This is a genomic window from Petrocella sp., from assembly GCF_059865615.1.
The window spans coordinates 20,438-33,130 of sequence record NZ_JCBCDA010000034.1; the positions used below are offsets into that span (position 1 = coordinate 20,438).

Below are 12,693 nucleotides of genomic sequence, written 5' to 3' on the forward strand. Positions count from 1 at the left end.
GGGTGTATGGAATGGACGGTAATATTCAAAAAGCTTTATGGATTGGGGTAAGTATCCTACTTTTTGTTGCGGTTGTTGCGATTGGTATGTCGGCTTACGGAAAAGCATCAAAAATGACAGATGAAAGTATGAATAATCTGGATAAACAAGCACAGCAGCTGGCAAATGCAGCATATGGGGTATATGATAATCAGTATGTTAGCGGAACACAGGTTATTAATGCGATAAAAAGCTATAAGGCGACACCAGAAGAAATGCAAGTGATTGTAGTAAAAGGTGGTTCATCCACTTACTATTTGTCTACGGGATCAGCTGATACAGGTACTTTGTCCCCGATTGCTGAGGGTACAACCAACAACATGTTGAAATCAGCACAGGATAAAAATAATGCAACAGCTTATATTAACCCTTATGGGGAATTCTACGCTACTGTGGTGACGGATGTTAATGGTATCGTGAGGGCGATACGGTTTGAACAACAATAATGATGCATGACAATATAGATCGGGTTCTAGAACTGTCATTTGGGTTTATGATTTTTATATTTGCTTTAAGTGTTTTTTTTAGAATGGACGGAAAAATAACCAACTATATGAAGGTGGCGGATGCCCACTTACAACACGACCGACAAATTGTAAAAGGTACAGATGAGATTTTAAATAAAGATGTTTCTATAGGTACTTTATTTTTTATGATAACAGATATGGACAACAAGGGTAAAAATCAAAAGATGGGTGACGAATTGTATATGATTAACAAGAGTGGGGCACTAGAGATTAAAATAAATGGTGTTTTGTTTCCTATAGTGACAGACCATGTCGGTATACAAAGTCTTAGAAAGGCAATGAATAATCTTAGATCCTATACATATTCCCCGGAAATAATAGTAGATCATCAGGGAAATATAATCTGCATCGAATATTCAAGCTATTAATGGAGGCCAAGGATGGAGCAAGCCTTATGGAAAATACTGGGGATTATTTTGTCGGTAATATTGATGTTCGTTGTTCCGATCATGAACTTATATGAGCGTCAAGATAACATCAGCTACAGTATAATTACAACACAACTCAATCAAATGACGGACAGCGTAAGAGACATCGGTGGACTTGATGCATCGGCATATCATGCATTTTTAAGAGCCTTAGACCAGACAGGAAACGGTTATAGTATAAGTATAGAACATTATGAAAAGGTGTATGTGCCAGTTTATAATGAGGGTGGTTTGTTCATGGAGGATTATCACATTAGTTATGAGGGATCCTATAAAGATGATATTGAAGCCGTGCTAAATACCGGTGGTTTTTATCCTATGAATCAAGGAGATATGTTTTTTGTAAGTGTGCAAAATGTCACACCAACTAAAAGTCAGATGGTAAGACAGATACTTCATGGAATGGATTCTAGTTACCCTACTCTTATTGTGAGAGGAGGTGGCATGGTAAGACATGAATCTTATTAAGTTTGCCATACTATTTACGATTATAACCTTACCCTTTTATATGATTCATAATTTTAACACCCATCGCCTAGCTCAAAGAGAACGTTTGAAAAATCAATATGAATATATCATAAATAGTGCTATAGAAGATGGTACCTATGTCCTAAAAACGTATTCGAAAAAAAGTTACGATGAAAGTAGAAGAAAATACATTAGTATTGAGACAGAAGAAGTTATTGAAGCTTTCTTGAAAACTTATCATTATGGTTTTAAAGCTTTTAGCGATACGGCAAAGCACCAATTCAATCAATACATAGTGGCAATTGTGATTATTGGCTATGACGGTTACTATCTTTATGGCACCAAACAGGTCACAGATGGGTCAGGCGTAGCGAGTCATATGCCGGTGCTAAGTGAAAAAAAGCCATACATTTATGAGGACTTGGATTTTACCATGAAAATGACTTTAGATGATTTTGTTGAGATTGTGGACATAAAGACCTGGGAGGTGGAAAAGGGAAATTTTGCATCCATTGTTCACAAACCTTCGGGCATTAATGAAGTGAACTTTGAACAAATAAGAAAAAGAACCATAGTCACTTCCGTTGAAGAAGGTTTGAGAAATGCCGTTATTGGCCATAATCAATGGGCGAAGCAACAAGGCATGTTGTACGAATTTATAGTACCTATAGCGGATAACGATCCTTGGAGTCGCAGCTTAGATGATATCGGTCTAATGGCATGTATTCAGGGAGCACCCCTTGGATATGGCGCTTTCCTAGATTTCTTTTCTTTTCATCAAAGCAATGTTTTGAAAATACAAGCTATAAATGGTTATGAAGATATGGCGGACGGTTCTTTCTATTATTGTGACCATAGATGTACCCATGAACGAACGGACAATTTGATTCAGGTTTTTGCAACCAAAGAAGCGGCAGCAAGTGAAGGTTTCTGGCCATGTCATTATTTGAATAAATGAGTACAATAAAACTATGTATTTGAGAAACCGAATGAGAAAGAAAAAGCGCTGATTAATCAGCGCTTTTTCTTGATGAAATAACGATCTTTTATTAACCCAGATCTTAAATAGTTAACAAAACTAAATAAATCTGATTTAGTTTATTTTGAGATAGACTTTCTAGATTCTTTTATCAATAAAGTCTTATCTTTATTCTTGCCCTTTGGCCCAATATCATTTAATATGAGTATAGGTCTTTTAATATCTTTTGATGGATTAAGATGTTGAGTACCAAAAGAGGTGATAGATGATGGAAAAAACCCTGTATAATCAGATCAATGACTATTTTAAGAACAGACAGTATCAAAAGATTCCAACAGATATTGAGAACGTAACCATGTATGGTGTCTATGATAAGAGTAATCTTTATCTCATTAATGTGATAGAGCTTGGACCGGAGTTTTCCCTTGACCCGGAACGGTATTTGGAATATAAGCAATTAACAATGCAGCAGTTTAGTAAAACTGAAACGGATAAGGTCGTTTTGCTTAATTTGATTATAGCAAAAGAGACACAAGTCCTATATGATGCTTTTAACTTTGTACCGGACCTTAGTGAAAAATTTATTGATGTGGTTTGGTTTATCAATGAAAATACAAGAAAGTTGCAGATTCCTAAGCGTCAACTAAAAAATATACTCAAGATTGATAAGGAAGTAAGAAAAATATTAAATAATGAACAAATAACCTATTATGAGTTAAAAGCGAGAAAGGCATCCATTTGGATAACTTGGGTGTTGATGGCTATCAATATCGCTATATGGGTGAACATGGAAATAAGAGGTAGCTCATTAGAGATAGAGACATTGGTTAGAAGTGGTGCAATGAGTTTCCCACTAGTTGTGTTAGAAGGTGAATACTACCGTCTTGTTACGGCTATGTTTTTACATATTGGTGTGGTTCATCTTTTCTATAATATGTTCAGTCTTTATATTTTTGGCTACCGTCTTGAACGATATCTAAAAATATGGCAATATATGCTAGTGTATTTGGGATCAGGATTATTAGGTTCCTTGATGAGTTTAGGAGGTGCATATGTTAGTGGCATATATCCGGTTGCAGCTGGAGCAAGTGGTGCTGTTTACGGACTCATTGGTAGTTTGTTGGTGGTGACCAATAAGATTAAGAAACCCATTGATGGGGTCTCAAGTTATATCCTTTGGGTTATGTTCGGTATCGGTATCGTTTTTTCGGTTTTGACCCCCAATGTAGATATATTGGCTCATGTAGGTGGCTTTGCCGGTGGAATTATGTTGACCCATATACTGTTGAAGCCGGCACAGAAAACGGACGTATTGTGAGGAGAACAACATGAAGCAGTTGGCAATCAAAGAGTTGATGCGAGAATGCTCAGCGTATATAACGGAAAAAACCAAAGACATTCATAGTTTGGTCGCCGGAAGCGGTAATACAAATAGCAAAATCATGTTTATAGCACCTTGTCCATCGGCGGAAGAAGAAGCAACAGGTAATTTTTTTGAAGGTGGTGGCGGTGAAGCTTTCGATGCTTTTTTAGAGCGTATAGATATGAAAAGAGAAGATATTTATCTTACCTATGCTGTTAAGTATCGACCTTATAAAGTTAACGCAAAAACCGGTCGCATCTTATCAAGAAACTTAGAAGAAGATGAAATTAAGATGTTCTTACCTTTTTTACATAGGGAAATTGATTTAATTAAGCCGATGCTTATCATTCCACTAGGGACAACTAGCCATAGAGTGATGCATGATTTTGAACCAGCAAAAAGCGAAGATGTTGGAATTAAAACAACGGTTCATATACACGATAAGTCCTATCAACAAATATTGCTCCCTCATCCTAGTGAACCTGCATTTGTTGGAGCAACAGAATCAGAAGAACTTCTTAAAAATATAAGTGATTTTAAAACAGACATTCAAGAGGAGAAGCAAGTAGAAGAAGAAATGGGCCGAAAAATAAGTATGGGATCCATTAAACTTCAAGAAAAACCACCTGTAAAAAAGAAGATTGTTCTAAAGCAGAGAAAACCTAGAGTTTCAGGCAAGAGAAAAGTCATTTTAATCTATGGAGGCAATAACTTGGCCAATGATCCAACCTTAGTTGCGGCAGAAAGAGTCAGTAGTGTTCTTGCGGAATTAAATGTTAGTGTGAAAAGACTAGATTTGTATCAAGATGGCTATAATATGGAGGATTTTTTTGAAGCGCTCAGTGAATCAGAAGGTGTTATACTTGCAACAACAGTAACATGGTACGGTATTGGCGGTTTGATGCAAAGCTTTTTGGATAAATGTTATGATAGCGGCCAATTTGCCTGTTTTGAAGGCGTTTATCTTTTTGGTATCGCTATCAGCAAGCAAGCCTATGAAAGAGATGCTTTAAGTCATTTATTAAAATCTTGGGATATCCTTGGTGGTGTAGAGGGTACAACTCTATGTGCAAGTATAGAGAACTCAGCAGACCTTGAAACAGATAAAAATCTATTGAATGCAATTGATAAAAAAGCAGAGGATTACTATCGCGTATTAAATCAGCAAAGAAATATTCTACCTACCAGTATCAGAGGCAATAAAATACTCATGAAGCTTTATGTGCCAAGTCATGAGGGTGAACGTGAGATTGAATCTGAAGGGGAAGGCATTGGAAAAGAGCAAGGTTTTGAAGGTGGGACGTACGCAACAAAATCGCAGATTTCCAATTACGATGAATTTATTGAAAAGCAGCAAAAAGACATTGAAGATATTGCAAATCTTTTTAAAGAACGTCTTTCTAACAAAGGTGGATTGGTACAGAAAACTTATCCGGAGCTTTTTGAATATAAATTTAAACCGGATAAGACTTTTCCGGATTGTATCATTAGTTGGGTTATTGAGGATAAAAAGAATGAAAGCTTTATTCTTGACTTTAAAAGTGCGAAACTTAAATCGAAATTTGGTACAGATCAAGAGGCAGATGTGGTCATGAACTGCAATCATGATATCATGAAAAAAATAACAGAAGGTAGATTGACGGTGCAAAGGGCTTTTATGACAGGTGAGATTAAAGCCAAAGGCAATTTTACCTTATTGTATAAACTGGATCAGCTATTTGCGTTCTAGAAAGTAAAGGTTATTTTAAGAAAAGGTATAATGAAAGGAGCATAAAATGAGTAAATGTTTGTTTTGTAGTATTGCATCAGGGGATTTGGATTCAGCAACCATATTTGAAAGCAGCGATTTTCGGGTCATATTGGATAAATTTCCATCAGGTATCGGCCATACATTAATACTACCGAAAGAGCATATTGAGAATATCTATGATTTGGACGGAGAAACGGCTGGCAAGATGTTTGCTCTAGCGACGGTTATTGCAAAAGCATTGAAAAAAGTATTAAAGTGCGATGGATTAAACATACTCCAAAATAATGGGATTGCGGCCGGACAAACAGTCATGCATTTTCATCTTCATTTGATTCCTAGATTCGAAGGCGATGAGATTAATTTTAAGTGGAAGACTAAGGCATTTTCAGATGATCAGATGCTAGAATTGGTTTCAGAGATATCTAAAGAAATCTAAGGAATGAAATAGAGATAAGCCCATAGAAAAGTACCGGATGCTCATGAATCATTCATAGGCATCCGGTACTTTTTGTAGGTGTGTTTATAGTTTATTCGTCACTAAACTTTCAATAATATTTAGGATATGTCTGGTGCCGTCGGCAAAAGCATACGTGGCCATCTTGTCAACAAAAATATTGGGATGTTGGTATAGATAAAGAATGGACTTTACTAAGGTCTTAGGTGTTAGATGCTCTTGTTGTAGTACCATGCTGTAGCCAAGAGCTTCAAAAGCATCAGCATTAAGAAGCTGATCACCTCTACTTTGTGCCGCGGGCAAAGGAATTAATAGATGGGGCTTCTTAAGAGCCACCAGTTCGGTGATGGTATTAGAACCGGCCCGACTTACGACGACATCCGCCATGGCATAGAGATCAGCCATGTGTTTACCAACAAATTCATACTGCCTGTAACCTTCTAGGTGGTCATAGCTATGATCTATATTGCCTTTCCCACATAAATGAACGACATGAAAGGTTTTTGTTAGCTCGAGAAGACTATTTCTTAGACAGTCATTAATGCTTTGTGCACCGAGGCTACCGCCGGTTACCATTAATATGGCTTTATTATGGTCAAGATGTGTATAAGCATGGCCCATTTGCTTGTTACCAATAAGAAGTTCGCCTCTTATTGGTGCACCGGTATGGGTACTTTTTGTGGCCGGTGTATAAGACAAGGTACTTTCGAAAGTGGTACAGATTTTTACGGCAAACTTAGAAGCGATTTTGTTAGCCAGACCAGGGGTCATATCAGATTCATGTATGACCACAGGAACCTTGTTGAACCATGCAGCTATTACGACAGGTACGGTTACAAAGCCACCCTTTGAAAACACTATGCTTGCTTTTATTTTATGCATTAAGAAGATGGACTCTAGGGTTCCGAAAAATATTTTGAAAAGATCTGTAAAATTCTTTAAATCAAAATACCGCCGTAATTTTCCTGAAGCGATGCCATGGTAAGGTAAGCCTTCTTTTTCTATGATTTTTTTTTCCATGCCATTCTTAGAACCGATGTACTCCACATGGTAATCATTTTCTCTGAGATAGGGCAATAAAGCTAAGTGAGGCATAACATGACCTGCGGTGCCACCACCTGTAAGTATAATTTTTTTCATTAGAACCTCCAAGGACCATAGTCTCTATTCATGGTTAAAGGGTCAAAAGTTGCTTTTGATACCTTAACAATTTATTATGAATAAAATAAGTTTGAAAGTCAATAGGTATACAATATTTCATATTGACATAAAAAAAAAAGATGCTATAATAAATATAGAAAACCTTTTCTAAAAGGAGGAACTCATGAAGAGAGCGACTATACAAGATGTTGCAGTAGCAGCAGGTGTTTCCATTACGACTGTCTCAAGGGTTATTAACGATAACTATCCGGTTAAGGCATCAACGCGAAAAAAGGTTGAAGAAGCCATTGATATACTTAAGTTTAAGCCTAATTTATTAGCACGTAGTTTGATCCAAAATTCGACAAAAACAGTAGGTATTTTAACGCCATCAATAGAAAACCTTTTCTTTTCAGAAGTCATTAAAGGTGTTGATAGTATTTTGAAAGAAAAAGGGTATACCACCTTTCTATGTCATACGGAAGGTGAAGCTTCTAATGAAATTGAGGTGATTCATAGTTTGGTAGATCGCCGCGTAGATGGCATGGTTGTTCTTGATCCAAGAAAAGAAAATGTGGTATCAGGTTACTTTGAAGAACTTGCTAAACGACTACCTCTATTGTTGGTAAATGGTTATGCTCAAGGTATTGGGTGCAGTTATGTTCTAAATGATGGGGAAGGTGGCACCCGCATGGCCTTAAAATATTTGATTTCAGAAGGATGTAAACGAATTGTTTTTTTGCGAGGCAAGAAAAGTCATTCTTATGATATTAAGGAAGAGGTCTATATAGAATTCATGAAAGCGCACGACATGGAAATCAAAATTCTAAGAATAAAGGATGGGAATGATATTAAAACAGTGGAACAGGCTAAAGAAGCTGTAGCTAATTATATTCTATCCGGTGAAAGACCGGATGCTTTATTAGCGTGTAACGACTGGATGGCAGTAGGCGCCTTAAGTGGTGCCAAAGCAGAAGGATTAATAATTCCAAAAGATATGCGTATCATCGGGTTTGACAATACCATCGTATCTATGATAACCGAACCTAAGCTATCTACAGTCGATCAGCAGATGATGAAGCTTGGACAATTAGCGGGTAACCGCATATACAAAATGATGACCACAAAAGACATAGAAAACCAAAAAACCTACCTAGAAACAAAACTTATGATTAGGGAGTCTTAACTAGACAAGCATAAAAAGAGAAGGAGAAATCTTCGATGAAAAATATAACTAAAAAATCCATGAAAGCATCTTTTGAAGCCATTTATGGTGAAGGTGGAGAAGTACGACATTATTTTGCACCAGGGCGTGTGAACTTGATTGGAGAACATATCGACTACAATGGTGGTTTTGTCTTCCCATGTGCATTGGATTTTGGCACTTATGCTACAGTTCGATTAAGGGATGACTATCAAGTAAGCTTTGCAACGTTGAACTTTGATAAAAAGGTGACAGTAGAGTTGGATCATATTCTATATAAAGAAGAGGACGATTGGACCAATTATCCCAAAGGGGTAATAAGAACGTTTTTGGACTTAGGGATCTCACTAAAAGGCTTTGAGGTATTGTATTATGGCAACATACCGAATGGTTCAGGCTTATCTTCATCTGCTTCTCTTGAGGTCTTGACCGCGGTTATGATTAATGATTTATTTGAATGCAATCTGGATAGAGTAGATTTGGTAAAGATGAGCCAAAAAGCTGAAAATGAATTTGTTGGTGTCAATTGTGGCATTATGGACCAATTTGCTGTTGGCATGGGTAAGGCAGATCATGCAATTTTACTAGATTGTAATACACTTAAGTACGAGTATGTACCTCTTAAGCTAGAAGGCGTAAAAATAATTATTAGCAATACCAATAAGCGTAGAGGTTTGTCAGACTCGAAGTACAATGAACGTCGTCGTGAATGTGATGTGGCGGTTGCCGACTTGAAGCAAGTATTAGATATAGATTACCTCTGTGATTTGAATGGAGAGACTTTTGAAAAAAACAAACATTTAATCGAAAATCAGGTGGTAAAAAACAGAGCCGAACACGCCGTTTATGAAAATATTAGAACACTAGAGGCTAAGAGATTCCTTGAAAAAGGAGACCTATATGGTTTTGGGGTTCTGATGAATCAGTCTCATGATTCTTTAAGAGATCTATACGAGGTTACAGGAGATGCGCTAGACATAATGGTGAAGGAAGCAAGGAAAATCAAAGGCACGATAGGTTCGAGAATGACGGGTGCCGGCTTTGGAGGATGTACAGTGAGTTTGGTTAAGGAAGAAGCAGTTGAGCAATTTATAGAAGAAGTAGGTAAGCATTATGAGATGTTAACAGGACGAACGCCTGCATTTTATGTTGCAGGTGTAGGTCAGGGTGCAAGCAAGATTTAAAGGAGGACAATATGGCGATTTTAGTTTGTGGTGGTGCAGGGTACATAGGATCTCATACAGTAGCGGCTCTTGTTGCAGAAGGTGAAGCGGTGGTGGTTTTCGATAATTTAGTTACAGGACATCTTAAATCAGTACCTGAAAACGTAACTTTTTATAAGGGAGATTTAAGAGATGAAATGGATTTAGACAGAGTGTTTTCTAATGAAGAAATCGATGCGGTCATTGACTTTGCTGCGTATTCTTTAGTGGGAGAAAGTGTAAATCAGCCTTTAAAATATTATGAAAACAATGTATACGGTACAATATGTTTATTAAAAAAAATGGTTGAATATAAGATACCATATATTGTATTTTCATCTACAGCGGCAACATATGGAGAACCCAAACAAATACCTATTAAGGAAGAAGATCTTACAATGCCGACCAGCCCTTATGGAGAATCGAAGCTGGTGGTAGAAAAGATGCTGAGATGGGCAGGCGAAGCTTATGGTATTCGTTATACAGCTCTTCGCTACTTTAATGCTGCAGGTGCTCATGTGAGAGGACATATTGGTGAGGACCATACACCAGAAAGCCACTTAATACCTTTGGTGCTTCAAGTTGCCAATGGACTACGAGAAGAGATTATGGTGTTTGGTGATGATTATCCAACAAAAGACGGCACTTGTGTTAGGGATTATATTCATGTGACAGACTTGTCGGATGCTCATGTTTTGGCGCTTAGAAGGCTTCAAAAAGGTGGTGACAGTAGAATATATAACCTTGGAAACGGTAAGGGTTTCTCCGTCATGGAAATCATTCGAATTGCAAGGGAGGTAACAGGACATCCCATACCGGCAGTAGTTACAAACAGACGAGAAGGAGACCCTGCAACTTTAATTGCATCTGCAGAGGCAGCGATAAGAGAACTGGGATGGAAGCCGAAGTATGACACCGTTAAAGAAATCATTAAATCAGCTTGGGTTTGGCATCAAGCCCACCCTAAAGGGTATAAAGATTAATAAAATCTTACAATGAAGGAGTATAAATGGAGATGATAAAAAAATACATTGAGGAACTCATACTATTTGGTCTACATCACAAAATGATTGAAGCACTTGACATACCACTGGTGCGCAATCAATTATTGGCATTATTAAATGTGAATGAACCTTACGAAGGTAAGGTGGTGTACGTTGAAGATGAGATGCCAACGAGAATACTAGAAGAGATTGAAAATGAAGCGGTCCTGCTAGGGGTTATTGAGGAAAGCGTTGTAGAACGGGAGATTTTGGATGCGAAAATTATGGCAACCCTTATGCCAAGACAATCTGAATTGAACCGATTATATAATAGGATCAAAGATGAAAAAGGTGGTAAAGCGGCTACAGACTATTATTATCATCTGAGCCAGACGTCCAATTATATTCGAACAGACCGAATCGCCTTAAATAAGTATTGGCAGGCCGAAACCCAGTATGGCAATATGGAAATCACAATCAATTTGTCTAAACCTGAAAAAGATCCAAAAGATATAGAGAAAGCAAAGCATCAGCCACAATCCAATTATCCGAAATGTTTTCTGTGTTTAGAAAATGTAGGTTATGAAGGTAATCTAAATCATCCAGCCAGAAGTAACCATCGCGTGTTGCCTCTTAAGTTGAATGATGAATCCTGGTATCTACAATATTCTCCCTATGTCTATTATAATGAACACGCCATTATTTTTAAAGAAACCCATGAACCCATGAAAATCAATCTTCAAACTTTTAAACGTCTCGCAGACTTTGTTGAGAGTATGCCCCACTATTTTATTGGATCCAATGCGGATTTACCCATTGTAGGTGGATCCATCCTAAGTCATGATCATTTTCAAGGTGGTAGGCATCGATTTCCTATGGTGGACGCTAAAGCGCTAAGAACGTATGGGCGCACAGATGTCCCAGGTATACGTTTAGAAATGCTATCATGGCCATTATCCGTGGTTCGACTATCTTCTTTAGACAAGGCGCTTTTGGTTCAACAAGCATATGAGATATTTAAGCATTGGCAAAACTATAGTGATCCTCATGTAGACGTTCTTGCTTATACAGAAACAAAAGAAGGCGCTGTACCTCATAACACGGTGACACCTATCGCTAGAATCAATGATAAAGGTTGGTATGAGATGGATTTAGCCCTTAGAAACAATCGAAAGGATGAAGAACATCCGGATGGTATTTTTCACCCTCATAGGCATTTGCATCATATAAAAAAAGAAAATATCGGTTTAATTGAGGTGATGGGGCTTGCGGTTTTACCGGCTAGACTTGACTTAGACCTTTCTGATCTTTCAGAAGTATTAATGGGTAAGCGTTCCATGGATTTGGTTAGAGAAAAATATCCTCATCACTTTACTTGGTTTGAGTCCATAACTCAAGATGCCGGCTTTACTTGTAATGAATCAACAGCTAAGCAGATTTTAGAGCAAGCTGTGGGACGAAGATTTGCCCAAGTATTGGATTGTTCCGGTGTATTTAAGCAGTCTGAAGTAGGTCTTGCTGCTTTTGGTACATTTATTGAGAGCATGGGCTATTTAGAAACTGACTGAAAAATCAAGATTTGATTCAAAAGCTTAACAATTTCGTATATTACAACAATGAAATGCAATGTTCATAATTATTTTACAAGTTGGTCACTTTAAAGCCATAACTTTGCTTTATAATCAGTTTATAGCATTGATAGCAGTTATTTCATTTCATAAAACTCCCCTCATATAATATTAAAAAGAAAGAAGCTTTCCCCAAAAGCTTCTTTTTTTGTTCTTCTCTAGAAAAGTTTATGCTATATTAATGCGTTAAAGCACCGCGTTAATAATCAAGGAAATCTTTCCTGCCGGAACAATTTGCAAGCAAAACGCGACAAACTCGCTTTGTTCTTGTATAATAAGGTTAAAATGTCAAGGCTATATAGTTGAACTTTTGCATACAATATATAGTTATGAATGCATCAACGTAATCTATATATTGTATGTGAATTTAGTGAAACTTAGTTTTGACCCTTTAACCATGGTTAAGGTGTCAAAACTATATAGTTGAACTTTTGCATACAATATATAGTTATGAATGCATCAACGTAATCTATATATTGTATGTGAATTTAGTGAAACTTAGTTTTGACCCTTTAACCAACCATAATA

General features: G+C 37.1%; 12 protein-coding genes. 11 read left to right on the forward strand and 1 reads right to left on the reverse strand.

Going from position 1 to position 12,693, the window contains the following annotated elements:
* Positions 1-11 precede the first annotated feature (11 nt).
* From AC6F8J_RS04305 to AC6F8J_RS04335, 7 genes are all read left to right on the forward strand, one after another.
* Positions 12-485, forward strand: a complete 474-nt coding sequence (locus AC6F8J_RS04305; protein WP_500721291.1) for a hypothetical protein — start codon at positions 12-14, stop codon at positions 483-485.
* Between the two features lie 2 nt (positions 486-487).
* The gene (locus tag AC6F8J_RS04310) at positions 488-934 is read left to right on the forward strand and encodes a hypothetical protein (RefSeq protein WP_500721293.1); all 447 of its coding nucleotides are present in this window, start codon (positions 488-490) and stop codon (positions 932-934) included.
* 12 nt (positions 935-946) lie between these two features.
* A complete protein-coding gene (locus AC6F8J_RS04315; RefSeq protein WP_500721294.1) occupies positions 947-1,462 on the forward strand; it encodes a hypothetical protein in 516 nt (171 codons plus the stop codon).
* Positions 1,449-2,420: a hypothetical protein gene (locus AC6F8J_RS04320; protein WP_500721296.1), complete on the forward strand. Its 972-nt coding sequence runs from the start codon at positions 1,449-1,451 to the stop codon at positions 2,418-2,420. The genes AC6F8J_RS04315 and AC6F8J_RS04320 overlap by 14 nt, the downstream gene beginning before the upstream one ends.
* A gap of 286 nt (positions 2,421-2,706) precedes the next feature.
* Positions 2,707-3,759: a rhomboid family intramembrane serine protease gene (locus tag AC6F8J_RS04325; RefSeq protein WP_500721297.1), complete on the forward strand. Its 1,053-nt coding sequence runs from the start codon at positions 2,707-2,709 to the stop codon at positions 3,757-3,759.
* A gap of 10 nt (positions 3,760-3,769) precedes the next feature.
* Positions 3,770-5,533, forward strand: a complete 1,764-nt coding sequence (locus AC6F8J_RS04330) for a uracil-DNA glycosylase family protein (RefSeq protein WP_500721298.1) — start codon at positions 3,770-3,772, stop codon at positions 5,531-5,533.
* 46 nt (positions 5,534-5,579) lie between these two features.
* On the forward strand, positions 5,580-5,990 hold the full coding sequence (locus AC6F8J_RS04335; protein WP_500721300.1) for an HIT domain-containing protein: 411 nt from the start codon (positions 5,580-5,582) through the stop codon (positions 5,988-5,990).
* A gap of 84 nt (positions 5,991-6,074) precedes the next feature.
* Here the strand turns inward: AC6F8J_RS04335 and murG are convergent, their stop codons facing one another.
* The gene (murG, locus tag AC6F8J_RS04340; RefSeq protein ID WP_500721301.1) at positions 6,075-7,148 is read right to left on the reverse strand and encodes an undecaprenyldiphospho-muramoylpentapeptide beta-N-acetylglucosaminyltransferase; all 1,074 of its coding nucleotides are present in this window, start codon (positions 7,146-7,148) and stop codon (positions 6,075-6,077) included.
* 184 nt (positions 7,149-7,332) lie between these two features.
* Here murG and AC6F8J_RS04345 point away from each other — a divergent pair, with 184 nt between their 5' ends.
* Genes AC6F8J_RS04345 through AC6F8J_RS04360 form a run of 4 tightly spaced genes read left to right on the forward strand, consistent with a single transcriptional unit; the run spans position 7,333 to position 12,105 of the window.
* Positions 7,333-8,334: a substrate-binding domain-containing protein gene (locus AC6F8J_RS04345; RefSeq protein ID WP_500721303.1), complete on the forward strand. Its 1,002-nt coding sequence runs from the start codon at positions 7,333-7,335 to the stop codon at positions 8,332-8,334.
* Between the two features lie 35 nt (positions 8,335-8,369).
* On the forward strand, positions 8,370-9,536 hold the full coding sequence (locus AC6F8J_RS04350; RefSeq protein ID WP_500721304.1) for a galactokinase: 1,167 nt from the start codon (positions 8,370-8,372) through the stop codon (positions 9,534-9,536).
* Positions 9,537-9,547: 11 nt separating this feature from the next.
* Positions 9,548-10,537: a UDP-glucose 4-epimerase GalE gene (gene galE / locus AC6F8J_RS04355; RefSeq protein ID WP_500721305.1), complete on the forward strand. Its 990-nt coding sequence runs from the start codon at positions 9,548-9,550 to the stop codon at positions 10,535-10,537.
* A gap of 26 nt (positions 10,538-10,563) precedes the next feature.
* Positions 10,564-12,105 (forward strand): UDP-glucose--hexose-1-phosphate uridylyltransferase, encoded by a 1,542-nt coding sequence (locus AC6F8J_RS04360; protein ID WP_500721307.1) that lies wholly within the window; start codon positions 10,564-10,566, stop codon positions 12,103-12,105.
* Positions 12,106-12,693 lie beyond the last annotated feature (588 nt).